Here is a 23884-nt window from a genome sequence, read left to right as displayed (position 1 = left end):
CCAGCTGGCGAAGCACCGTGCGGTTCAATGGCCGATGTCGTGGGAGGCGTCGGCAGGCACCGGTGCCGCCTGCTCGGTTTTCTTGCGGCGCCCGGGCTTGGAAAACAGGATGGTGCTGCTGTCCGGCGTGAGGCGCTGGATCACGATGCTGCCGTCCTGGTGCAGGTACAGGCGCGTATCCGGCGATTCGCTGTTGTCCACGTAGCAGACGCCGGTGCTCAGACCCTGCCAGCCATGTTCGGCACAGAAGCGCCGGCTGCGCAGGTATTCCAGCACGCTGCTGGGACTGGCGTGTTCCTCATTGCTGGCGACCCACAGATCTCGGAACAGGGTGAATGCCGCTTCCGCGTTGTCGCAACTGGGGGCCGCTTCGAGCTTTTTCAGCAGCGTGGAAAAGCGAGTTTCAAAGGTGGACAGCATGTCGACTATGTTAGTGGCAGGGCTGATTGAAATTGTTGTGTATAGCTACCGGTTAGAAAAGTTACCCAAATGTAAATCAGCATACATTTGGTGCAGTTATCGGACATGCTAGTCCACATCCGTGTTCCGCGATGCGCTGCATCTTCAAACAGTTGCCTGGTTGCATCAGGGCTGGGCAAGAATGCTGCAGTGCGAAGCCGGTCATGGGACGGCCGGCGGCAACCAAGATACCGCCATGAAATTGCTACGTTATGGCCCGCCTGGGCAAGAGAAACCGGGCCTGCTGGATGCCCAGGGGGTGCTGCGCGACGCATCGGCCTGGACCGACGACTGGGCGGATGACGCCCTGGCGCCGGCGGCGCTGGAGGCCTTGCAGCAGGCGCACTGGCAGCAGTGGCCGCAGGTGCCGGGGCAGCCCCGCCTGGGTTGCCCGGTGGGGCGGGTGCGCAAGATCGTCTGTGTGGGGCTGAACTATGCCGACCATGCGCGGGAAGCCGGTCTGGCGCCTCCGGAAGAGCCGGTGCTGTTCCTCAAGGCGGCCTCTGCGCTGTGCGGTCCCGAAGACGATCTGCTGCTGCCGCCCCAGGCCCACAAGGTGGACTGGGAGGTGGAGCTGGGCCTGGTGATCGGTCAGCGCATGCAGCATGTGCCCGAGTGGCGGGCCATGGAGCACCTGGCGGGTTATGTGCTTGCCAACGATATCTCCGAGCGTGCCTGGCAGATGGAGCGGGGCGGGCAATGGGACAAGGGCAAGTCCCACGATGGGTTTGCGCCGGTCGGCCCCTGGCTGGTGACACCGGACGAGGTGGAAGACCCGCACAACCTGGCGCTGTGGCTGGAGCTCAACGGGGTGGTGATGCAGGACGGCCACACCAGCCACTTCATCTTCCAGGTGCCGCGGGTGCTGGCCTATATCTCGGAATTCATGACCCTGGAGCCGGGCGACATCGTGCTGACCGGCACGCCGGCCGGCGTGGGCCTGGGGCACAAGCCCGTGCCCCGCTTCCTGCAGGACGGCGATGTGATGCGCCTGGGCGGCCAGGGGCTGGGCGAGCAGCGCATCCACTGCCGCGCCTGGGTGCGGGAGAACACCGAAAGCCGCTGAAGCGGCGGTGCGAAAACACGTGGGAGCGAGCGCGCAGACCGGAGGCGCGCTACACAGAAATCAGGGGGCGGTGTGGCCGGCCGCCGGCGGCAGATGGCGTGCCAGCGCGGCATGCACGTCGGCATGTGCTGCCTGGGGGATGGCCAGCAGCTCGTAGCCCAGCACACGGGCCATTTCATGCAAGGTGGACAGGCGTGGGTCCAGTCCATTGCTTTCCAGTCGCTGCACGGTCATGCGCGACAGGCCGGCCTGGGCTGCCAGGTCGGCCTGGGTCAGCAGCAGCCGTTTGCGTGCCTGTGCCAGGGTGGCGACCAGGGGATCGGGTGTGGCTGCGGCCGTTACCGGTGAAGAAATGCTGTCAGGCATGGTGGTGGTTCTCGCAAAAAACCAAGAGTGGGGCCATTGCCAGTGCAGGCGGGGAAAGCCGGTCTGTGCTGGCGGGAGCGATGCAGCGGCCCCAGTGCTCAGGCGAAAAGGTTGAGGCGCGTGCCCACCTGACCATAGCGCGCCAGCTCGGGCTGGATCACTGCCATTTGTCCGGCAGTGGGGCCGGACAGCGCCTTGTTCAGCTCCTGCTGGTTGAATTGGCGCTTGGTCAGCTCGGCCATGGTGGCTGCATCGGTGACGCGGTTGTTTCCCCAGGCATTGCTGGCATTGCGAACGGCGGTGGCGAAAGACAGATCCATAACAAACTCCCAGACAATCAACGATTGGGTGTGACTGTAGGAGTTCTGTTGCAAGGCGAAAGCGCAAAAAAATGGGCTTTTGTATCCCATGAAAGCGGTTTGTAGCGAGAACTCAACAAAGCACAAGGGTGCAGACAGCAGCCGAGGTGCCTCCCCGGTGTACTCCAAAAAACAGAGCAGACCACCGGTGTTTTTGTGCGGCTTTCTGTCAAAAAACACGCACAATCCTGACAAAGCTGCAGTGCAGCACACAGAGCAACAACAGGAGCAGAAATGGTGGATCGGGTAGCTTGTATCGTGGTCGGCGCGGGGGTCGTGGGCCTGGCCGTGGCGCGTGCACTGGCCTTGCAGGGACGGGAAGTGATGGTGCTGGAGCAGGCCGAGGCGATTGGCACCGGCACCAGTTCGCGCAACAGCGAGGTGATCCACGCCGGCATCTACTATCCGCAAGGCTCGCTCAAGGCCCAGCTGTGTGTGCAGGGCAAGCACATGCTGTATGACTACTGCGATGCACGCGGCGTGGCCTACCAGCGCTGCGGCAAGCTGATCGTGGCGACCTCGCCCGAGCAGGTGCCGCAGTTGGAAGCCATCCGCCAGAAGGCCGCCGCCAATGGCGTGGACGACTTGGTGCACCTGACACGCGAGCAGGCCCGGGAACTGGAGCCGGCGCTGGAATGCGTGGCCGCGCTGCATTCGCCCAGCACCGGCATTGTGGACAGCCACGGCCTGATGCTGGCGCTGCAGGGCGACCTGGAAAATGCCGGCGGTATGGTGGCGTTCCACGCTGCCGTGGAGCGCGCCGTGCTGCAGGACGACGGTCACTGGCTGGTGCGCACGCAGGACGGTACCGAGCTGGAGACGCCGCTGCTGGTGAATGCCGCCGGTTACTGGGCGCCCGATCTGGCGCGCCGCTTTGAAGGCCTGGCTGCAGAGCACATCCCCACCGCGTACTACGCCAAGGGCAACTACTTTGTGCTCAGCGGCCGTGCGCCGTTCAGCCACCTGATCTACCCCGTGCCCGAGGCCGCAGGTCTGGGCGTGCACCTGACGCTGGACATGGGCGGTCAGGCCAAGTTCGGTCCTGATGTGGAGTGGGTGGAGGATCCGGACCAACTGGTGGTCAACCCCGCGCGCGGTGACGGCTTCTATGCCGAGGTGCGCCGCTACTGGCCGGCTTTGCCAGAGGGTGCACTGGTGGCCGGTTATGCCGGCATCCGCCCCAAGATTTCGGGGCCGCACGAGGCCTCGGCCGACTTCTGCATCCAGGGCCCGCAGCAGCATGCCGCGCCGGGCCTGATCAATCTGTTTGGCATCGAATCGCCGGGGCTGACCAGTTGCCTCGCCGTGGCCGAACAGGTGGCGCAGTTGGCGCCAGCCGTCTGAAAACGGGCTGACAGCGCGGTAATGCTGGCGGGAATTGATCCCGCTGCTATGCCAAAGCTTGGTGAGGGTCTTGGCATTCGTTAAGATGGTTCCACCTCCGTTTCCACCGGTGGCCCGCTGCCGGTGCTTTATTTGTCGAACTAGAAAGGTGCTAGCTATGTCGTTCTCCGTCTCCGATACCGTCTCCACCGCCCAAGCCGACCTGGAAAAGCTGGTCACCGACCTGCGCGGTCTGCTGGCCAGCAAGGAACTGGACGCCGTGCCCGACATCCATGTGCTGCGCCAGCGCCTGGACGACGGCATCAGCCACGCTCGTGACTCTGCCGTGCGCGCTGCCCAGGAAGCCGCCCGCCAGGCCAAGGACGCCGCCATCGCCGCCGACCGCTACGCCCACGACGAACCCTGGCGCGTGGCCGGTGCTGCGCTGGCCGTGGGCGCGCTGGTGGGCTTTTTGCTGGCCCGCCGCTGAGCGCAACCGGTGACCGGCTGCCATCAGGCCGGTCACCCGCATCGCCTTTTTGCCAACTCGCACCAAAGGAAACGTCCACTGTGAACTGGTTGTCTGCCCTGGGACTGGATACGCTGGTCGCCCGTTATCGGGCTGCCGTGATCGAAGCCGCCATCGCCTCCGAAGACCGTGTGGAGCTGGCCAAGCTGGAGTGGAAACTGCAGCGCAACCGCCTGCAGTCGATTCTGGTGCTGGCCATTGCCCTGGGGGGGCTGACGGTGGTGGCCATGGTGCTGCTGTCGCTGGCCATCCTGATCCAGTTCTGGAACAGCCCCGACCGTGCCACGGTGGCCTGGGTGATTGCCGCTGTCTGGGTGGCTGCCTGGGGTGGGGTGCTGTGGGCGCTGCTGTCGGCGCTGCGCAAGTCGCGCTCGCCGTTCATGCAGACCCGTGCCGAACTGGCCAAAGACTGGCAAAGCATCAAGGAGAAGCTGTGAGCGAAACCAAGACCAAGCCCGTGGTCATCGGCCCGGCCCAGGCACTGCTGGTGAAGGAATCGCGTTGGGAGCATGCCGGCCCGGAAGAGCGGGCGGTGCTGCAGCGCATTGCCCAGCAGCGTGACCGGCTGGCCGCCCGCAAGGCGACCTACCAGCAGGTGGCGGCGCTGCGCGCCCAGGCGTCGGCCGTGTCGCCCGATGCGCCGCTGATCGACCGGGTGCTGACGTTTGCCCGCCTGCACCCGCTGGCGTCGGCCGCTCTGGTGGGGGCGGCCTTGCTGGTGGGGCCGCGCAAGATCATGCGCGTGGGCGTGGCGGTGCTGCCGCTGCTGGCCAAGCTGCGGCGCTGAGATTCACGGGCGGTGCGCCCGTTGCGGTGGCCGCAGCAGACTGCTGGCGGCGACTCCCATGCAAAAAGCCCATGGCATAGTGCCATGGGCTTTTTTTCTGCCCGGCACGCCTAGGCCGGGCAAGCCGGAGCACGCAGGGGCCGGGGCGCGAGGCAGTGTGTGCCTGTGCGCGTTGTCAGCGGGCCTGGGTGCCCAGTGCGCGCAGCGCACGGGCCGATTGCACCACCAGCTCGGGGCCGGCATAGATCAGGCCGCTGTAGATCTGCACCACATCGGCGCCGGCCTGGATCTTGGCCACGGCGTCTTCGGCGCGCATGATGCCGCCCACGCCGATGATGGGGAAGTCCTTGCCCAGTGCCGCGCGCAGCAGGCGGATCACGCGGTTGCTGGCTTCAAAGGCCGGGGCGCCGCTGAGGCCGCCGGCTTCCTCGGCATGGGGCATGCCCTTGACCGCTTCGCGGCTGATGGTGGTGTTGGTGGCAATCACGCCGTCCATGCCATGGCGGCGCAGCGTGGCGGCAATCACCTCTACCTGGGCGTCGTCCAGGTCGGGGGCGATCTTCACAAAAATGGGTACGCGCCGGCCCTGGGCGGCGGCCAGGGCTTCGCGGCGTTCGGCAATGGCGCCCAGCAGGCTGTCCAGTGCCTCGTCGCTTTGCAGCGCGCGCAGGTTCTTGGTGTTGGGCGAGCTGATGTTCACCGTCACGTAGTCGGCGTGGGGGTAGACGCCTTCCAGGCAGGTCAGGTAGTCGCTGGTGGCGTCTTCGATGGCGGTGGCAGCGTTCTTGCCGATGTTCAGGCCTAGCAGCATGGGCTTGCCCTGCTGGCGCACCGTGGACTGCTTGACGTTGGCGATGAAGGCATCGAGGCCGTCGTTGTTGAAGCCCAGGCGGTTGACCAGGGCCTTGGCCGCCGGAATGCGGAACATGCGCGGCTTGGGGTTGCCCGGCTGGCCCTTGGGGGTGACGGTGCCCACTTCGACAAAGCCGAAGCCCATGGCGGCCAGCGCGTCGATGCAGCGCGCGTTCTTGTCCAGGCCCGCGGCCATGCCCACGCGGTTGGGGAAGCTCAGGCCGGCCAGGGTGACCGGGTCGCTGACCATTTCGTTGGACCACACGGCCTGCAGCGGGGTGTTCTGGCCACGGGACAGGGTGTTCATGGTGAAGTCGTGGGCGGCTTCGGGATCCATGTTGAACAGGAAGGGGCGGACTAGGGCGTAGGGGATAAGGGACATAGGGATAATTCGAGGATTACCCGGATTTTCCCCCATGACGACCTCTACTGCACCTCTCTCCCAAGATGAACTCAAAACCCTGGTCGGCCAGGCCGCTGTGCGCTATGTGACGCCGGGCGACATCGTGGGCGTGGGCACGGGCTCCACGGTCAACAAATTCATTGACGCGCTGGCCCCCATCAAGGACCAGATCAAGGGCGCGGTGTCCAGCTCCGTGGCCAGCACCGAGCGCCTGAAGGCGCTGGGCATCACGGTGTTCGACGCGAACGAAGTCGAAAGCCTGTCGGTCTACATCGACGGCGCCGACGAGATCGACGGCAAGGGCTATATGGTCAAGGGCGGCGGCGCAGCGCTGACGCGCGAAAAAATCGTGGCCGCCATGGCCGAGCGCTTTGTCTGCATTGCCGACGCCTCCAAGCTGGTGGATGCACTGGGCACGTTCCCGCTGCCGGTGGAAGTGATTCCCATGGCGGCGCAGCAGATTGCCCGCCGCTTTGCCGCCTTGGGTGGTACCGCCACGCTGCGCCTGAAGGACGGCCAGCCCCTGGTCACCGACAACGGCCAGCACATTCTGGACGTGCGCGGCCTGCGCGTGGCCGATCCGCTGGCGTTTGAATCCGATGTGAACCAGTGGCCCGGCGTGGTGACCGTGGGCGTGTTTGCCCACCAGAAGGCCAGCATCTGCCTGCTGGGCACGGCCGAAGGCGTGAAGACCATCAACTATTGATGTAGCCGCTGATTCAGCGCTTGCATCGGCAGCAGCCCAAGGGTTGCATCTGCCCGGCCTGCACAAACAAAACCCGGACCGCAAGGTGCCGGGTTTTTTTTGTAGGGCAGCGGATCGTGCCCCTGTTGGACATCCCCACGGCGCAGTGGCGCAACAAGGCCACGGTGCCATAGGTGGGGCGTTTACTTGGTGGCCACCACCACCCCGCAGGCCAGGCGTGCGCCGGCATTGCCGGTGGGCTGGGTGGTGTAGTCGTCGGCATCCTTGTGCACGATGACGCCGCGGCCCACCACGTTGGTGGGGCCCTGGCCCACAGTGATGCTGCGGCTGCTGAAGTCGAAGCTGGCGGTGCCCGTGCCGTCCGCGCGCAGGCTGGGCAGGTCGCCGGCATGGCCGCTGCCGTGGCGGGCATGGGGGACGTTGTTGGGGTTGAAATGGCCGCCCGCGCTGGTGCCGTCGGGGGCGGAGCAATCGCCTTTTTCATGCACGTGGAAACCGTGCTCGGTGTTGGGGGCCAGGCCTTGTACCGAGCCTTGCACCCGCACGCTGCCGTCCTTTTGCGTGGTGAAGCGCACCATGCCCTGCACGCTGCTGCCCTGTGTGGGCTGCAACCTGGCCTGGGCCACGGCGCCGGTGGCCATGGGGTCATGGGGTGAGCTGGAGCAGGCCGCCAGCGAGGCGGTGGTGATCAGGGCCAGGGTGGTGCAAAGGCGAAGGGACATGGAATGCGCTCCTTGTAGTGGGTGACGGGATCTGCAAAAACCGGTGGTCTTGCGCCCATGGGCTGGCACGGTGCGGGGTGCGGAGCATTGGCCCCGGGGCACCGTGGCTGTCAGGTACGCAGGCGGCGATCAAGGGGGCGCCGCAGAGCGGCAGCCCCGTCGCACGATTGCACGGGCATTGCCGTTCAAAGTCAAGGGCAGGCACCGGGCGGTGCGGCCCGGAGGTGTTACCCGGTGTGAATGGGACGGGGGGAGAGGCTGTGGACGTGGACGTGGACGTGGACGTGGACGGCGGCGGTCGGCGTGCAGGCTGTGGGACGGCCCAGCCCAGTCAGGGCCGGGTCCGGTCGGCGCCATGGTGCACGAGCATGTCTACTGCGCAGCCCATGAAAAAGGGCGCGCTCCCGGCTGGGGAGCACGCCCTGGTGGCGGAGTGCCGGAGGGTCAGGCCGTCGTGGCGACTTCGGCCATGCCCTGATGGCGCAGCAGGGCGTCGAGCTGCGGTTCGCGGCCACGGAAGCCCTTGAAGTTGTCCATGGCGCTGCGGCTGCCACCCATCTCCAGGATGTTGTGCAGGTACTTCTGCGCGGTGGTCTGGCTGGCCGTGCCGTCGGCGCCCTGGGTTTCCTCGAAGGCGGCATAGGCGTCGGCGCTCAGCACTTCGGCCCACTTGTAGCTGTAGTAACCCGCCGCATAGCCGCCGGCAAAGATGTGGCTGAAGGTGTTGGTGCCGCGGTTGTAGGACGTGGTGGGCAGCACGGCCACTTCGTCGCGCACCTGCTGGAGCAGGGCGTAGTAGTCGGCGTCGGGCGCGTGCTCGGCGTGCAGCAGCATGTCGAACAGCGAGAACTCGATCTGGCGCAGCGTGCCCATGCCGGCCTGGAAGTTCTTGGCGGCAATCATCTTGTCGTACAGGGCGCGGGGCAGGGGCTCGCCGGTGTCCACATGGGCGGTCATGTGGCGCAGCACTTCCCATTCCCAGCAGAAGTTTTCCATGAACTGGCTGGGCAGCTCCACGGCATCCCATTCCACGCCGTTGATGCCCGAGACGTCCTTCTCGTTCACCTGGGTGAGCATGTGGTGCAGCGCGTGGCCGGATTCATGGAACAGGGTGATCACGTCATCGTGCGTGAGCAGGGCGGGTTTGCCGTCCACGCCGTCGGCGAAGTTGCAGACCATGTGGGCCACGGGCGTCTGCAGGGTGCCGGTGTCGGGGCGCAGCCAGCGGCTGCGCACATCGTCCATCCAGGCGCCGCCGCGCTTGCCGGCGCGGGCGGGTTGGTCCAGGTAGAACTGGCCCACCACCTTGCCGGCGCGCTCCAGGCGGTAGAACTGTACGGCGGGGTTCCAGACGGCGGCTTCATCGCGGCGGATGGAGACGTCGAACAGCGACTCGATGATCTTGAACAGGCCGGCCAGCACCTTGGGGGCCGTGAAGTACTGTTTGACTTCCTGCTCGCTGAAGGCGTAGCGCGCTTCCTTGAGCTTTTCGGAGATGAAGGTCCAGTCCCAGGGCTGGGGGTCGGCAATGCCCAGCTCGTCCTTGGCGAAGGCACGCAGGTCGGACACGTCCTTTTCGGCAAACGGGCGGGCGCGGTGGGCCAGGTCGCGCAGGAAGCCGATCACCTGCTGGGGCGACTGGGCCATCTTGGGCACCAGCGAGACTTCGGCAAAGTTCTGGTAGCCCAGCAGCCGAGCTTCTTCCAGGCGCAGGGCCAGGATTTCCTTGATGATGGCCGTATTGTCGAACTTCACGGCTTCGCCTTCGGCCTGCTCGGAGGCACGGGTCACGTAGGCGCGGTAGACCTTCTCGCGCAGCGCGCTGCTCTTGGCAAACTGCATCACCGGCAGGTAGCAGGGCATCTTCAGCGTGAGCTTGTAGCCGTCCTTGCCCTCGGCCTGGGCGGCAGCGCGGGCGGCCTGCACCACGTCGGCGGGCACGCCGTCGAGTTCGGCTTCGGTGGCGTAGTAGGCCCAGGTGTCGGTGGCGTCGAGCGTGTTCTCGCTGAACTTCTGGCCCAGTTCGGCCGCGCGTTCCTGGATCTTGGCAAAGCGTTCGCGGGCGGCGCCCTGCAGCTCGGCACCCGACAGCACAAAGCCGCGCAGCGCGTTGGCGTGGGCCTTCTTCTGCTCGGCGTTCAGCGTGGCGGTGTCGATGGCCTTGTACTTGGCGTACAGGCGTTCGTCCGCGCCCAGGCGGGTCCAGAACTCGGTGATCTTGGGCAGGGCCTCGTTGTAGGCGGCGCGCAGCTCGGGGCTGTCAGCGACGCTGGAGAGGTGGCTGACCGCCCCCCAGGACATGCCCAGCTTTTCGGTGGCCACGTCCAGTACCTTGGCGATGGCGTTCCACTCGGCGGGAAAGTCCGGCGCGGTGACGGTTTCCAGTGCGGCATCGGCCTGCTGCATCAGGGTGTCGATGGCGGGGCCGACATCGGCGGGCGTGATGCGGTCAAACCGCGGCAATCCGGAAGATTCAAGCAGGGCGTTGGTCATGGCTTGCATTTTGTGCCAACTGGCAATGTTTCAAGGTGTAGGGTAGCTATCTTGGTGATAGCTGCTTGTGCAGCACTGTAGCGAATTAAGAGCCTGTTTTCATACCGAAGTTCCCACCAGCAAAAAGCCCCTGCGACACAGGGTGGGCAGGGGCTTGGGCCAGGTGCATCGGGCAGCTTACCGGGCAGCGCTGCGTTCGGCCGCTTCCATGGTGTTGACCAGCAACATGGTAATCGTCATCGGGCCGACACCTCCGGGGACGGGGGTAATGAAACCGGCCACTTCCTTGACGCCATCGAAGTCCACGTCGCCGCAGAGCTTGCCTTCGTCATTGCGGTTCATGCCCACGTCGATCACCACGGCGCCGGGCTTGACCATGTCGGCCGTCAGCACGTTGCGCTTGCCCACGGCGGCCACCACCACATCGGCCTGGCGCGTCATGGCGCCCAGGTCGGCGGTGCCGCTGTGGGTGATGGTGACGGTGGCGTTGGCGGCCAGCAGCATCATGGCCATGGGCTTGCCCACGATGTTGGAGCGGCCGATCACCACGGCGTGCTTGCCGCGCAGGTCCTTCATACCGATGGATTCCAGCATCTTCATGCAGCCGTAGGGGGTGCAGGCCTTGAAGCCGACTTCACCGACCATCAGCGCGCCGGCGCTGGCCACGTGGAAACCGTCCACGTCCTTGGCGGGGGAGATGGTTTCGATGACCTTGTGGTCGTCGATGTGCTTGGGCAGGGGCAACTGCACCAGGATGCCGTGGATGCTGGGGTCGTTGTTCAGCGCTTCGACGCGGGCCAGCAGCTCGGCTTCGGTCATGGAAGCGTCGTACTTTTCCAGCACGGAATGAAAGCCCGCCTCTTCGCAGGCCTTGACCTTGTTGCGGACATAGACCTGGGACGCCGGGTTGTCACCCACCAGCACCACGGCCAGACCGGGCGTGGTGCCTTGGGCCTTGAGCGTGGCCGCACGCGCTGCGACTTCGGTGCGCAGTTGGCGGGAGAGGGCGTTTCCGTCGATGAGTTGGGCTGTCATTGCTTGTCTTCAATAAAAAATGCTGCCAGGGCTTGGTGCACAAGCGCTGGCAGCTGCGGGTGAAGGAATTACTTTACGCCGAGACCTTGGGGGTTGCACTGGTAGGGCCAAGTGCAATCTTCAGCAGATCGGCCACGGTGTTGGCGTTGAGCTTTTCCATGATGTTGGCGCGGTGGGCTTCCACCGTCTTGATGCTGATGCCCAGGTCGTCGGCGATCTGCTTGTTCAGGCGGCCGGCGACGATGCGCTCGAGCACCAGGGCTTCGCGGCCGGTGAGCTTGGACAGCAACGCGTCGCGGCTGGCGGCCTGCTGGTGGTCGGCAAAGGCTTCGCGGGCATGGTCCAGCATGCGCTCCACGGTGCCCAGCAGTTCGTCTTCGTTGAAAGGCTTCTGGATGAAGTCCAGTGCACCCTTCTTCATGGTGTTGACGGCCATGGGCACGTCGCCGTGGCCGGTGATGAAGACGATGGGCAGGGGGGACTTGCGTTCGAGCAGGCGGTCCTGCAGTTCCAGACCGGTCATGCCGTTCATGCGGATGTCGACGATCAGGCACGCGACTTCGCGCGGGTCGTAGCGGGCCAGAAAGGCTTCGGCCGATTCAAAGCAGCGCACTCTGTAATCTTTGCCCTCGAGAAGCCATTGCAGCGAGTCGCGGACGGCCTCGTCGTCGTCGACTACATACACGGTGCCTTTTTTCGGGGTCATGTTCATACAGGTGTCCTTGGATTTGGATTGTTTGCCTGAGGGGATGTCTCACTGTCCTTGGGGGACGCCAGCGGGAGCCAGAATGAAAACCGGCAGCCGACGACCTCTGAACCATTGTAGAGGTTCTCCGCACGCATCCGGCCGTGATGGGACTCCACAATGCTGCGGCATAGATTCAGGCCCATGCCCATGCCTTCCTGCTTGGTGGTGAAGAAGGCTTCGAACAAGCGATCAAGCACTTCGGGCGGAAGTCCCTTGCCGCTGTCGGTCACGGCAAATTCCACGCCTTCCTTGCCGTCCTGCATGGTCGGACGCACCTGCAATTCGACGCTGCGCTTTCCGGACGGACGGTCGGACAGGTCGATGGATTCGGCCCCGTTCTTCATCAGGTTCACCAGCACCTGCTCGATCAGGATACGGTCAGCCATCACCGCCGGCAGGCGGGCTGCGACGTGGTGGGTCAGGCTCACGTTGCGGCGGCGCAGTTCGATGTTGGCCAGCTCCACGGATTCCTCGACCATGTCGTTGACGTTGGCCTGGGCGCGGTTGGGCTCGCTGCGTTTCACGAAGGAGCGGATGCGCTGGATGATCTGGCCCGCGCGCTGCGCCTGGTGGGCGGTTTTCTCCAGCGCGAACTTCATCTGGTCTTCGGTCAGCGAACCATTGGCCAGGCGGGTGAGCATGCCGCTGCTGTAGTTGCTGATGGCGGTCAGCGGCTGGTTCAGCTCGTGCGCGACGCTGGAGGCCATCTCGCCCATGGTGATCAGGCGGCTCACGGACTGGGCGCGCTCGGCCTGGCGGGCGTTCTGTTCTTCGGCCAGGCGGCGGGGTGTGATGTCGGAGGCGATCACCATCTGGGCCAGGCGGCCGTCCACCCAGCTGAGGTAACGCGAGCGCACTTCCAGCCATTTGCCCAGTTCGGGCACAAAGATTTCGGCGTTGCCGGCCACCGAGCTGGTCAGCTCCTCGGTGGGCAGACCCATCAGACCGTCCTCGTCGTCCATATTGCTTTGCTGGTGGGCGCGGGCGCTGGGCACGCCGGCCTGTTCCACCAGGCGCAGGTGGCCTTCGGCGTCGGAGCCGAACCATTGGCGGTAGAGCTTGTTGGCAAACAGCACCTCGGTGCTGCCCAGAGGGGCCACGGAAACCGAGGCGTCCAGCGCTTCCAGCACCACGGTGAAGCGCTCGTGCGAGGCGGCCAGCTGGTCGCGGATGCGGTTGGGCTCGGTGATGTCGGTCATGGACGACATCCACCCCGTGTGCTGGCCATGGGCGTCGATCAGCGGCGAGACATACAGGCGTGCATCGAACTGGCTGCCGTTCTTGCGGCGTACCCGCACCTGGAAGCCGCCGTGGATGGTCTTGCCCGCCAGTTCATCGTGCAGCTTGGCGCGCAGCGTGTCGTAATCGGTGTCGGGCCAGTAGGGGTAGGGGGGCATCTGGCCCACCAGCTCCTGTTCGCTCCAGCCTGTCATCTGGCAGAAGGCGGCATTCACATAGGTGATGCGTCCGTGCAGATCCAGCGCGCGCATGCCGGTCAGCACCGAGTTTTCCATGGCGCGGCGGAAATTGGTTTCGGCCACCAAGGCTTCCTGGGTGCGCATGCGCCGGCGCGTGTGGCGCCAGGTGGCCAGCAGCAGCCAGGCCGTCATCACGCTGAGCGTGCCCGCCAGCCAGAACAGGGCGCTGCCCACCATGCCCAGCGAGGCCCGGTAGGCCTGGGCATGCAGCACCAGCGAGGTTCCGACCGGCCCCACGGCCACTTCATACTGGTTGGCCTGGGGGCGCATGCCCATCCGCTGCGCGGGCGGCGCCGGCGCCACCAGCGGCGTTCCGGCCAGGACCTGGCCGCGGTCATCGCGCAGGCTCAGTGCATAACGGGCCAGCACCTCGGTGGGAATGCCGTAGCGCAGCAGGCTGTCCACCGAATACTCGGCCAGGATCACGCCGCCGAATTCGCCCGAGCTGTTGAGTGGCACCTGCAACTGCAGCATGGGCGCGCTGACCTCGCCGGCCTCTTTGTGCGGCTGCAGATAGACCGGCTGCAGCTGCATCTTCACGGCACGGAAGGCGTCCGCCGTCTCGCCGGTGCGCAGCACTTCGCCAACCTGGCGCAGCTGTTCGCTGGAGACGGTGGGGGCGGCATGGGTGGCCAGGATCTGCCCCTCCATGGTGGCCCAGCTGATGGACTGCAGCTCGGGGTACTGGGTGATCAGTACCTCGGTGCGGTTGCCGAATTCGGCCGGGCCGATTTCCGCATTGGCCGCATCGCGTGCCAGCCGCATGATCTGTTCCTGGCGCTCGAGCAGGCGCAGGCGCAGGCGTTGCTGGGCGTATTCCACGTCGCGGCGCAGGGCTTCCTGCTCGCGGTCGACTTCTTCTGCGCGCAAATACCAGAAAGCCACCAGGATTGCAGCCAGGAACAGTGCCACGGCCGCCATGGGCGCCAGCGCCGCCAAACGGTCTTGGCGCGTGGGCGAAAGGCTGCGCCACCAAGTCCGCCACCATTGCACGGGGGGGGCGGATTCGTAGAAACCCGGAGAAATCGAGTCAGGGCCGGATGCGGACGGATCGGGGTGCGAATGCATGACTAAAGTGTAGGTGAATCCTAGGACATCCCCGGTGCTCGTCGCGGGTTTCAGAGGGAAGCGTAGGGATGTGCAATTGCAGCATTTTTTCACATTAAGAAATCAAAAAGCACCATTTGAAATATGAAAAAAATATGCGACACTCGCCCCGCTAACAAGCCGCAAAGGCCTGTGGGCGCTGTGTGCCTGGTGCGAGGATGTTGCTGTTCTGACAACGCCTGCATCGGAAGCCCTCCAGCCCGCCACCGGACTTCTGAGGCCCCGAATGACCCTGTAGCCCATTGACCAGGAGACAACCATGACAGCTCAGACCGACCCCCAGGCCGGCGCCAACGCCCAGCCCCAAATCGACACCCAGGAATCCCGTGAGTGGATGGACGCGCTCTCCGCTGTCATCGACCGCGAAGGCGCCGAATACGCCCACAAGCTGATCGAAGACCTGCTGGAACACGCCCGTGAAAACAGCGTGGACATGCCTTTCTCGGCCACCACCGGCTATGTGAACACCATCGAGACCGAGCAGGAAGCACGCTGCCCCGGCAATCTGCACCTGGAAGGCCGTCTGCGTGCCTACATGCGCTGGAACGCCATGGCGATGGTGGTCAAGGCCAACCGCCACCACCCACCGGAAGGCGGCGATCTGGGCGGCCACATCGGCTCCTTCGCCTCGCTGGCCAATATGTTCGGTGCCGGCTTCAACCACTTCTGGCACGCCGAGAGCGAAAACCACGGCGGTGACTGCCTGTACATCCAGGGCCACGTCTCGCCCGGTATCTACGCTCGCGCCTACCTGGAAGGCCGCATCACCGAAGACCAGCTGCTGAACTTCCGCCAGGAAGTGGACGGCAAGGGCCTGTCCAGCTACCCCCACCCCAAGCTGATGCCCGAGTTCTGGCAGTTCCCCACGGTGTCCATGGGCCTGGGCCCGCTGATGGCCATCTACCAGGCACGCTTCCTGAAGTACCTGCACGCCCGTGGCATTGCCAACACCGAAAACCGCAAGGTCTGGGTGTTCTGCGGCGACGGCGAAATGGACGAAGTGGAATCCCTGGGCGCGATCGGTCTGGCCGCACGTGAGAACCTGGACAACCTGGTGTTCGTCATCAACTGCAATCTGCAGCGCCTGGACGGCCCGGTGCGCGGCAACGGCAAGATCATCCAGGAGCTGGAAGGCGAATTCCGCGGCTCCGGCTGGAATGTGATCAAGCTGCTGTGGGGCAAGGGCTGGGACGAGCTGCTGGCCAAGGACAAGGAAGGCGTCCTCAAGAAGATCATGATGGAGTGCAACGACGGGGACTACCAGTCGTTCAAGGCCAATGACGGCGCCTTCGTGCGCAAGAACTTCTTCGGCCGCGATCCGCGCGCGCTGAAGATGGTCGAGCACATGAGCGACGACGAGATCTGGAACCTGCGCCGCGGTGGCCACGATTCGCAGAAGGTCTACGCTGCATTTGCCGCTGCCAACTCCACCAAGGGCCAACCCACGGTGCTGCTGGTCAAGACCGTCAAGGGCTTCGGCATGGGCAAGATCGGTGAAGGCAAGAACACCGTGCACCAGACCAAGAAGCTGTCGGACGAAGACATCAAGGCCTTCCGCGACCGTTTCAACATCCCCATTCCGGACAGCCAGATCGCCGACCTGCCGTTCTACAAGCCGGCCGACGACACCCCGGAAATGAAGTACCTGCACGAGCGCCGCAAGGCCCTGGGCGGTTACCTGCCGCACCGCCGCGTGAAGGCCGACGAACAGTTCACCGCCCCGGCGCTGGACACCTTCAAAGCCATCCTGGAGCCCACGCCCGAAGGCCGTGAGATCTCCACCACGCAGGCCTATGTGCGTTTCCTGACGCAGCTGCTGCGCGACAAGGACATTGGTCCCCGCGTGGTGCCCATCCTGGTGGACGAGGCCCGTACCTTCGGTATGGAAGGCCTGTTCCGTCAGATCGGCATCTACAACCCGCACGGTCAGCAATACACCCCGGTCGACAAGGACCAGGTGATGTACTACCGCGAAGACAAGGCCGGCCAGATCCTGCAGGAAGGCATCAACGAAGCCGGCGGCATGGCCAGCTGGATTGCGGCGGCCACCAGCTACAGCACCTCGAACCGGATCATGATCCCGTTCTATGTGTACTACTCGATGTTCGGCTTCCAGCGCATTGGCGACCTGGCCTGGGCTGCGGGTGACATGCAGGCACGCGGTTTCCTGCTGGGCGGCACTTCGGGCCGCACCACGCTGAACGGCGAAGGTCTGCAGCACGAAGACGGTCACAGCCACATCCTGGCCAACACCATCCCCAATTGCATCAGCTACGACCCCACCTTCGCACACGAAGTGGCCGTGATCATGCAGGACGGTCTGCGCCGCATGGTGCAGAACCAGGAAAACGTCTTCTACTACCTGACGCTGCTGAACGAAAACTACGCCATGCCCGGCCTGACCGCCGGCACGGAAGCGCAGATCATCAAGGGCATGTACCTGTGCAAGCCCGGCCAGAAGGTGCCGCAATCGGGCGAGCGCGTGCAACTGCTGGGCTCGGGCACGATCCTGCGCGAATCCTTCTTTGCGCAAGAGCTGCTGGAAAAGGACTGGGGCATTGCGGCCGACGTGTGGAGCTGCCCGTCGTTCAACGAACTGACCCGTGACGGCCAGGACGCCGAGCGCCACAACATGCTGCACCCGTTAGAAACCGCCAAGGTACCGTTCGTGACGCAGCAGCTGCAAGGCTCGCAAGGTCCGGTGATCGCGTCGACCGACTACATGAAGGCCTACGCCGAGCAGATCCGTCCCTACATGCCCAAGGGCCGCACCTTCAAGGTGCTGGGTACCGACGGTTTCGGCCGTTCGGATTTCCGCCGCAAGCTGCGCGAGCACTTCGAGATCGACCGCCACTACATCGTCGTGGCCGCGCTCAAGTCGCTGGCCGACGAAGGCAAGCTGCCCGTCACCAAGGTGGCCGAAGCCATTGCCAAGTACGGCATCAAGACCGACAAGATCAACCCGCTGTACGCCTAAAACGACCGGAGACAGACAATGGCAATGACAGAAATCAAGGTTCCGGACATCGGTGACTTCGACAGCGTGGGCGTGATCGAAGTGCTGGTCAACGTGGGCGACACCATCAAGGTGGAGCAGTCGCTGGTGACCGTGGAGAGCGACAAGGCCTCCATGGAGATCCCTTCCAGCCATGCTGGCGTGGTCAAGGAAGTCAAGGTGAAGCTGGGCGACCAGATCAGCGAAGGCTCGGTGGTGGTGGTGCTGGAGACGGCCGACGCCGCTTCCGCCCCTGCCCCTGCTGCAGCGCCTGCACCGGCGGCCCAGCCTGCCGCAGCCCCAGTGGCTGCAGCTGCTGCCCCGGTGGCCGCTGCGGCTCCGGCACCCGCGCAGGCAGCCCCTGCTGCGGCCGCCGCTTCCAGCACGCTGGCCATCCAGATCCCCGATATCGGTGACTTCAAGGATGTGGCCGTGATCGAGATGCTGGTCAAGGTGGGCGACACCGTGACGGCCGAGCAATCGCTGTTCACCGTGGAGTCCGACAAGGCATCGATGGAAATCCCGTCGCCGGCCGCTGGCACCATCACCGCGCTGACGCTGAAGATCGGCGACACCGTGAACGTGGGCGACGTGGTCGGTCAGATGACGGTGCAGGGCGCTGCAGCCCCTCTGGCCTCTGCAGCGGCGGCTCCGGCTGCTGCCCCCGCACCCGCTGCGGCAGCACCGGCCCAGGCGGCACCTGCCGCCGCAGCAGCCCCCGTGGCCGCTGCCCCTGTGGCGGTGCCTGCCCACAACCCCACGGTGGCGCCGTCCGGCAGCCTGCCGTACGCATCGCCTTCCGTGCGCAAGTTCGCCCGCGAACTGGGCGTGCCGCTGGCCGAGGTGAAGGGTTCCGGCAACAAGGGCCGCATCACGGCCGACGACGTGCAGGCCTTCACCAAGTCGGTGATGGCAGGCGCCGTGCAAACGCTGGCACAGCAGGCAGCTGCCCCGGCCAAGTCGTCCGGCGGCAACGTGGGCGGCCTGGAAGTGCTGGCCTGGCCCAAGGTGGACTTTGCCAAGTTTGGTGCCGTGGAACGCAAGGATCTGTCGCGCATCAAGAAGATCTCGGGCGCGAACCTGCACCGCAACTGGGTGATGATTCCCCACGTCACCAACAACGACCTGGCGGACATCACCGAGCTGGAAGCCTTCCGCGTGAGCACCAACGCCGAAAGCGCCAAGGCCAAGAGCGACGTCAAGGTGACCATGCTGGCCTTTGTGATCAAGGCCGTGGTCTCGGCGCTGAAGAAGTTCCCCGAGTTCAACACCTCGCTGGACGGCGACACCCTGGTCTACAAGCAGTACTACAACATCGGCTTTGCGGCGGACACGCCCAATGGCCTGGTGGTGCCGGTGCTCAAGGATGCCGACAAGAAGGGCATCATGCAGATCAGCCAGGAAATGTCGGAACTGGCCAAGAAGGCCCGTGACGGCAAGCTGGGCGCTGCCGACATGCAAGGCGGATGCTTCTCCATCTCGTCGCTGGGCGGCATTGGCGGCACCGACTTCACCCCCATCGTGAATGCGCCGGAAGTGGCCATCCTGGGTCTGTCCAAGGGCAGCATCCAGCCGGTGTGGGACGGCAAGCAGTTTGTGCCCCGCCTGATGCTGCCGCTGAGCCTGTCGTACGATCACCGCGTGATCGACGGCGCGGCTGCTGCCCGCTTCAACGCCTACCTGGGCGCGGTGCTGGCCGACTACCGCCGCATCCTGCTGTAAAGGGAGACTGGTACATGGCAACCATTGATATCAAGGTCCCCAATATTGGCGATTTCGCCGAAGTGGGTGTGATCGAATTGCTGGTCAAGCCCGGTGACACCGTCTCCGTGGACCAGTCGCTGATCACCGTGGAGTCCGACAAGGCTTCCATGGAGATTCCATCCAGCCACGCGGGCGTGGTCAAGTCGCTACTGGTCAAGGTGGGCGACAAGGTCGCCGAAGGCTCGGTCATCGTCGCGCTGGAAGCAGCGGGCGAGGGCGCTGCTGCAGCCCCGGCGGCTGCGCCGGCACCGAGCGCGGCCCCTGCAGCTGCAGCGCCTGCTCCGGCAGCACCTGCCGCTGCGGCGGCACCGGCCCCCGTGGCCGCCAACTTTGGCGGCACGGTGGATCTGGACTGCGATGTGGTCGTGCTGGGCGGTGGCCCTGGCGGCTATTCGGCAGCGTTCCGCGCGGCCGACCTGGGCCTGAAGGTGGTGCTGGTCGAGCGTTACAAGACGCTGGGCGGCGTGTGCCTGAACGTGGGCTGCATTCCTTCCAAGGCGCTGCTGCACGTGGCGGCCGTGATGGACGAAGTCAAGCACCTGGAAGTGGCGGGCGTGAAGTTTGCCGCTCCGGAAGTGAACATCGACCAGCTGCGCGGTCACAAGGAAAAGGTCATCGGCAAGCTGACCGGCGGCCTGGGCCAGATGGCCAAGATGCGCAAGGTCACCATCGTGCGCGGCTATGGCAATTTTGTCAGCGCCAACCACATCGAGGTGGAAGAAACCACGGGTGACGGCCAGGACAAGACCGGCAGCAAGAAGGTGGTTCAGTTCAAGAACGCCATCATTGCAGCCGGCTCGCAAGCCGTGCACCTGCCCTTCATGCCCAAGGACGAGCGCGTGGTGGACTCCACCGGCGCGCTGGACCTGAAGGCGGTTCCGAAACGCATGCTGATTCTGGGTGGCGGCATCATCGGCCTGGAAATGGGCACCGTCTACAGCACGCTGGGCGCACGCCTGGACGTGGTGGAAATGATGGACGGCCTGATGCAGGGCGCCGACCGCGATCTGGTCAAGGTCTGGCAGAAGATGAACGCGCCGCGCTTTGACAACATCATGGTCAACACCAAGACCGTGGCGGCCGAAGCAACGCCCGAAGGCATCAAGGTCACATTCGAGCCTGCCAAGGACGGCGTCACCGTGCCCGAACCCCAGACCTACGACCTGGTGCTGCAAGCCGTGGGCCGCACGCCCAACGGCAAGAAGATCAGCGCCGACAAGGCGGGCGTGGCCGTGACCGACCGTGGCTTCATCGACGTCGACATCCAGATGCGCACCAATGTGCCCAACATCTTTGCGATCGGCGACATCGTGGGCCAGCCCATGCTGGCACACAAGGCCGTGCACGAGGCGCATGTGGCCGCCGAAGTCATCGCCGGCGAACTGCAGGGCAACAAGGAGCTGGCATCCAGCGCCTTCAACGCCCGCGTGATCCCGAGCGTGGCCTATACCGATCCCGAAGTGGCATGGGTGGGTCTGACGGAAGACCAGGCCAAGGCGCAAGGTATCAAGGTCAAGAAGGGCCTGTTCCCCTGGGCTGCGTCCGGACGCGCCATTGCCAATGGCCGCGACGAAGGCTTCACCAAGCTGCTGTTTGATGACTCTCCCGAAGCCCACGGCCATGGCCGCATCCTGGGCGGCGGCATGGTCGGCACGCATGCGGGCGACATGATCGGTGAAATCGCGCTGGCCATCGAAATGGGCGCGGACACCGTGGACATCGGCAAGACCATCCACCCCCACCCCACGCTGGGCGAGTCCATCGGCATGGCGGCGGAAGTGGCGCACGGTTCGTGCACGGATGTGCCGCCGGTACGCAAGTAAGCGACGCGATCAGGCCTTAGGGCCTGGGACAAAAAAGGCAGCCTGCGGGCTGCCTTTTTTATGGTCTGTGCATCGCCCCGGAGCTTCAGAGAGCAAGGGGCAAGGGCGTAAGTCTGCGCGGCAGGGGGCTTGGCGTGCGGAGCCTTCGGTGCCGAGGGGCAGGACACTTGGCATGCGAACCGGTGGGGAGGGCACTTTGAAAGCGCTTTGGAAAGGCGCCTTGAAAAAAGCCGCAGCAGGGGTTCCCTTCTGCGGCCCGCATCCCACATGCGCGGTCAGAAGCGCGGGGTGTATTTCACGGTGAACATGACATTGCGCGGATCGCCGTAGTTGGCGCCGGTGTAGCCGGTGTAGCCAGGGACGATGTAGCGCTTGTCGAAGATGTTGTTCAGGTTCATCGCGATGCTGACCTCGGGTGTGGCCTGGTAGGCGAATCGCATGTTCCAGGTGGTGAAGCCGGGAATGTCGTTCGCGCGGTCGTAGTCGAGCGTGTGGCTTTGCGTGGTGAAACCGGCGCTGGTGGTGAGGCGGTTCCAGTCGCCGGTGTGGCGGTAGGACGCCCAGACGCGAAGCATGTGCTTGGGGGTCCAGGTGCTGAAGACCTTGCCCTGGTTGTCGGGGTCGCTCAGGAATTTGGTGGTGTTGAAGGTGTAGCCTGCGATCAGTTGCAGATTGCGCAGCACCTCGCCGCTCACCTCGGCTTCCAGGCCCTGGCTGCGGACCTTGCCGGATGCCGTGGAGCAGTACCAGCCATCGCAGGCAAAGCCGGATGCCATGTCGTTGACGGCACGGTTCTTGTGGTCGTAGCGGAACACCGCGAGCGAGGTGTTGACGCGCTTGTCCATCAGCTCGCCTTTGATGCCGAGTTCGTAGTTCGATCCGATGACGGGATCCAGCACCTTGCTTGCCGCCGTGCGTGCCGACTGGGGCTCGAACACGCTGGTGTAGCTGCCGTAGGCCGACCACTGGGGGCTCAGGGCATACACCAGGCCGAAGTAGGGGACAACCTCGCCCGAGGTGTGCATGGCTTCACGGGTGTCGAACAACGATGCCTTGTAGAACAGGTCATACCAGGCGACGCGGGCACCCACGATGGCTGTCAGCGGTTCGGTGAGTTGTGCGCGCCAGCTGGCGTAGATGCCTTTTTGCCGCACGTCGTAGGAGGAGACGGATTGCCGGCCACCGGCCGCCAGCAGGCTTTCCTCGGTGGGCTTGGGGCGGTTGTGGTCGATGTCGAAGAGGTTGCCGCCCGAGGTGAAGTTGCGGGTGTACTTGTCGTCGGACTGGTACTTGGAATAATCGGCGCCCAGCGTCACTTCATGGCGCAGGCCCAGGGCATTGAAGCTGCCATTCACAAAAGCGTCCAGCCCGACCTTGTCGGAGTCAAAGTGGGTGATCCAGTCCGCGTAGGTCATTCCGCTGCCGTCCGGCGCCACGGTGCCGTGCATGCGCTGGTGCGTGGAGTTGCTCGTTTCGTTCATCTGCAAGGCCGACACCTTGAGCTTCCAGTCTGCGTTGAAGCGGTGGTTCAGATCGGCGTAGACCGTGGTCTGTTTGAGGTTGGAACGGTTCCACGAGGCACCCGTGAACGTGGAGCGGGACAGACCCACATCGCGGCTGTCAGCCGCCAGAGGCACGCCGTAGATGAAGGGGCGTCCCTTGCTGTCGAGCTGGCTCACGCCCAGGCCCACGGTGGTATCCGGGCTGATGTCGTAGTCCAGCGCTGCATACAGCGACCGGGAACGGTCGTTCACATAGTCGACAAACGAGTGGCTGCGGGCTTCGTCCACCACGGCACGACCGCGCAGCGTGCCTTCGGCGTTGAGGGGGCCACCGACGTCCAGCTGCACGCCGTAGCGGTCCCAGGAACCGGCGCGCGTGGTCAGCGTCACGGTCTTTTCGCTCTGGCCGCGTTTGCGCACGAGGTTGACGGCCCCGCCGGGGCTGCCGGTGCCTTGCAGCAGGCCCGATGCGCCGCGCAGGACTTCCAGCCGGTCGTAGAAGGCCATGCCTTCTGCAGCCCAGTTGCCGAGCGAGTACATGTTGCGGGGGATCGCGACGCCGTCGTACTGCCAGTTGTCGATCTGGAAGCCGCGCGCTGCCAGCACCATGCCTTGTCCGACACCGGTCACGCCGACGGTGCCGGTGGCGATGTTGGCGGCCTGCTTGAGGTCGGTGATGCCCTGTTCTTCGATCTGCTTGTGCGTGATCACGCTGATGGACTGGGGGATGTCCTTGAGCGCCTGGTCACCTTTGTTGATGCTGACCGCACGCGCGGCGAAGGAGTTGGTGCCTTCGGAGGTGGCGCTGCGTTCTTCCTGGGCGGTGACGGTCACCTGCGGCAGCGTGGCTGCGCCCGGGCCGGGCGACTGGCGCCGCACCACGACCGAGGTGCCTTCCACTTCGGCGTACAGGCCGCTGCCTGCGAGCAGGCGATTGAGCGCTTCGCGCACGGTGAAGCGGCCTTGCACGGCGGGGGCGTTGCGGCCTTCGACCAGGGCGGGCTGGACCATCAATTCCAGGTGCGCCTGGCGTGCGAGCACCGCCAGCGCTTGCGACAGCGGTTGCGCGGTGATCTGGATTTCCACCGGCGCAGCCTGTGGGGCGGGCGTGCTGCCCGATTGCGCCTGGGCGGCGGTGGTGGCCACCAGCAGGGTGACGGCCGCTGCCAGCGGCGCAAGATGGAATCGGAAACGGGACATGCGAACTTTCTCCAAAAGGCACGAAACAGGAATCGTTCTCAGGAAGACGCATGGCAATGCAAAACCCCAACCTGTACGCAAAATTTTTTTAAAAATGTGCCGGGAGGGCCTGGCTCACAATGAGACTGCAACGAGTCAGCAACAAAGCCGCCCCGGCGCAGCAACGA

19 protein-coding genes are annotated in these 23884 nt (G+C 64.9%); 9 read left to right on the top strand and 10 right to left on the bottom strand.

The window, feature by feature from the left end:
- Positions 1 to 24 precede the first annotated feature (24 nt).
- Positions 25 to 420, bottom strand: coding sequence for a hypothetical protein (locus CT3_RS11170; RefSeq protein ID WP_066532322.1), 396 nt, complete (start codon positions 418 to 420; stop codon positions 25 to 27).
- Between the two features lie 235 nt (positions 421 to 655).
- Between CT3_RS11170 and CT3_RS11165 the strand changes: the two genes are divergently transcribed.
- Positions 656 to 1525 carry a fumarylacetoacetate hydrolase family protein gene (locus CT3_RS11165; protein ID WP_066533311.1) on the top strand — a complete coding sequence of 290 codons (870 nt, stop codon included), beginning with the start codon at positions 656 to 658 and terminating at the stop codon, positions 1523 to 1525.
- A gap of 60 nt (positions 1526 to 1585) precedes the next feature.
- Here CT3_RS11165 and CT3_RS11160 read toward each other — a convergent pair whose 3' ends face one another.
- Together CT3_RS11160 and CT3_RS11155 are read right to left on the bottom strand one after the other, a co-directional pair.
- Entirely contained in the window at positions 1586 to 1891 is a 306-nt protein-coding gene (locus CT3_RS11160) for a helix-turn-helix domain-containing protein (protein WP_066532320.1), read from the bottom strand.
- 98 nt (positions 1892 to 1989) lie between these two features.
- Positions 1990 to 2211, bottom strand: a complete 222-nt coding sequence (locus CT3_RS11155; protein WP_098066152.1) for a hypothetical protein — start codon at positions 2209 to 2211, stop codon at positions 1990 to 1992.
- Between the two features lie 273 nt (positions 2212 to 2484).
- Here CT3_RS11155 and CT3_RS11150 point away from each other — a divergent pair, with 273 nt between their 5' ends.
- From CT3_RS11150 to CT3_RS11135, 4 genes are all read left to right on the top strand, one after another.
- Positions 2485 to 3594 (top strand): NAD(P)/FAD-dependent oxidoreductase, encoded by a 1110-nt coding sequence (locus tag CT3_RS11150; protein WP_066532314.1) that lies wholly within the window; start codon positions 2485 to 2487, stop codon positions 3592 to 3594.
- 157 nt (positions 3595 to 3751) lie between these two features.
- On the top strand, positions 3752 to 4063 hold the full coding sequence (locus CT3_RS11145; RefSeq protein WP_066532311.1) for a DUF883 family protein: 312 nt from the start codon (positions 3752 to 3754) through the stop codon (positions 4061 to 4063).
- An 80-nt stretch (positions 4064 to 4143) separates the two neighbouring features.
- Positions 4144 to 4539, top strand: coding sequence for a phage holin family protein (locus CT3_RS11140; RefSeq protein ID WP_066532303.1), 396 nt, complete (start codon positions 4144 to 4146; stop codon positions 4537 to 4539).
- Positions 4536 to 4889, top strand: coding sequence for a hypothetical protein (locus CT3_RS11135; protein WP_227657885.1), 354 nt, complete (start codon positions 4536 to 4538; stop codon positions 4887 to 4889). The genes CT3_RS11140 and CT3_RS11135 overlap by 4 nt, the downstream gene beginning before the upstream one ends.
- Positions 4890 to 5064: 175 nt before the next feature.
- On the opposite strand, the gene CT3_RS11130 is transcribed toward CT3_RS11135, so the two are convergent.
- Positions 5065 to 6123, bottom strand: coding sequence for a quinone-dependent dihydroorotate dehydrogenase (locus CT3_RS11130; RefSeq protein ID WP_066532300.1), 1059 nt, complete (start codon positions 6121 to 6123; stop codon positions 5065 to 5067).
- Between the two features lie 34 nt (positions 6124 to 6157).
- Between CT3_RS11130 and rpiA the strand changes: the two genes are divergently transcribed.
- Entirely contained in the window at positions 6158 to 6850 is a 693-nt protein-coding gene (gene rpiA / locus CT3_RS11125; protein WP_066532298.1) for a ribose-5-phosphate isomerase RpiA, read from the top strand.
- Between the two features lie 182 nt (positions 6851 to 7032).
- On the opposite strand, the gene CT3_RS11120 is transcribed toward rpiA, so the two are convergent.
- The 5 genes from CT3_RS11120 to CT3_RS11100 form a co-directional block, all read right to left on the bottom strand.
- On the bottom strand, positions 7033 to 7572 hold the full coding sequence (locus CT3_RS11120) for a superoxide dismutase family protein (RefSeq protein WP_066532295.1): 540 nt from the start codon (positions 7570 to 7572) through the stop codon (positions 7033 to 7035).
- A gap of 444 nt (positions 7573 to 8016) precedes the next feature.
- Positions 8017 to 10065, bottom strand: coding sequence for a M3 family metallopeptidase (locus CT3_RS11115; RefSeq protein WP_066533309.1), 2049 nt, complete (start codon positions 10063 to 10065; stop codon positions 8017 to 8019).
- 177 nt (positions 10066 to 10242) lie between these two features.
- A complete protein-coding gene (folD, locus tag CT3_RS11110) occupies positions 10243 to 11100 on the bottom strand; it encodes a bifunctional methylenetetrahydrofolate dehydrogenase/methenyltetrahydrofolate cyclohydrolase FolD (protein ID WP_066532289.1) in 858 nt (285 codons plus the stop codon).
- A gap of 73 nt (positions 11101 to 11173) precedes the next feature.
- Positions 11174 to 11812: a response regulator transcription factor gene (locus tag CT3_RS11105; RefSeq protein WP_066532288.1), complete on the bottom strand. Its 639-nt coding sequence runs from the start codon at positions 11810 to 11812 to the stop codon at positions 11174 to 11176.
- Positions 11809 to 14394 carry a PAS domain-containing sensor histidine kinase gene (locus CT3_RS11100; protein ID WP_083520186.1) on the bottom strand — a complete coding sequence of 862 codons (2586 nt, stop codon included), beginning with the start codon at positions 14392 to 14394 and terminating at the stop codon, positions 11809 to 11811. Before CT3_RS11100 ends, CT3_RS11105 begins: the two co-directional genes overlap by 4 nt.
- Positions 14395 to 14692: 298 nt before the next feature.
- Between CT3_RS11100 and aceE the strand changes: the two genes are divergently transcribed.
- From aceE to lpdA, 3 genes are read left to right on the top strand one after another with little or no spacing between them, the layout of a single operon-like run.
- A complete protein-coding gene (gene aceE / locus CT3_RS11095) occupies positions 14693 to 17410 on the top strand; it encodes a pyruvate dehydrogenase (acetyl-transferring), homodimeric type (protein ID WP_066532285.1) in 2718 nt (905 codons plus the stop codon).
- 18 nt (positions 17411 to 17428) lie between these two features.
- Positions 17429 to 19150 carry a dihydrolipoyllysine-residue acetyltransferase gene (gene aceF / locus CT3_RS11090; protein ID WP_066532282.1) on the top strand — a complete coding sequence of 574 codons (1722 nt, stop codon included), beginning with the start codon at positions 17429 to 17431 and terminating at the stop codon, positions 19148 to 19150.
- Between the two features lie 14 nt (positions 19151 to 19164).
- A complete protein-coding gene (gene lpdA, locus CT3_RS11085) occupies positions 19165 to 21015 on the top strand; it encodes a dihydrolipoyl dehydrogenase (RefSeq protein WP_066532279.1) in 1851 nt (616 codons plus the stop codon).
- Between the two features lie 275 nt (positions 21016 to 21290).
- Here the strand turns inward: lpdA and CT3_RS11080 are convergent, their stop codons facing one another.
- Entirely contained in the window at positions 21291 to 23717 is a 2427-nt protein-coding gene (locus CT3_RS11080) for a TonB-dependent siderophore receptor (RefSeq protein WP_066532277.1), read from the bottom strand.
- Positions 23718 to 23884: the final 167 nt, after the last annotated feature.

It is taken from the genome of Comamonas terrigena NBRC 13299 (assembly GCF_006740045.1).
Classification (GTDB): domain Bacteria; phylum Pseudomonadota; class Gammaproteobacteria; order Burkholderiales; family Burkholderiaceae_C; genus Comamonas; species Comamonas terrigena.
The sequence above is the reverse complement of the archived record's forward strand: the minus strand, read 5'-3'. Positions and strand labels throughout refer to the sequence as shown.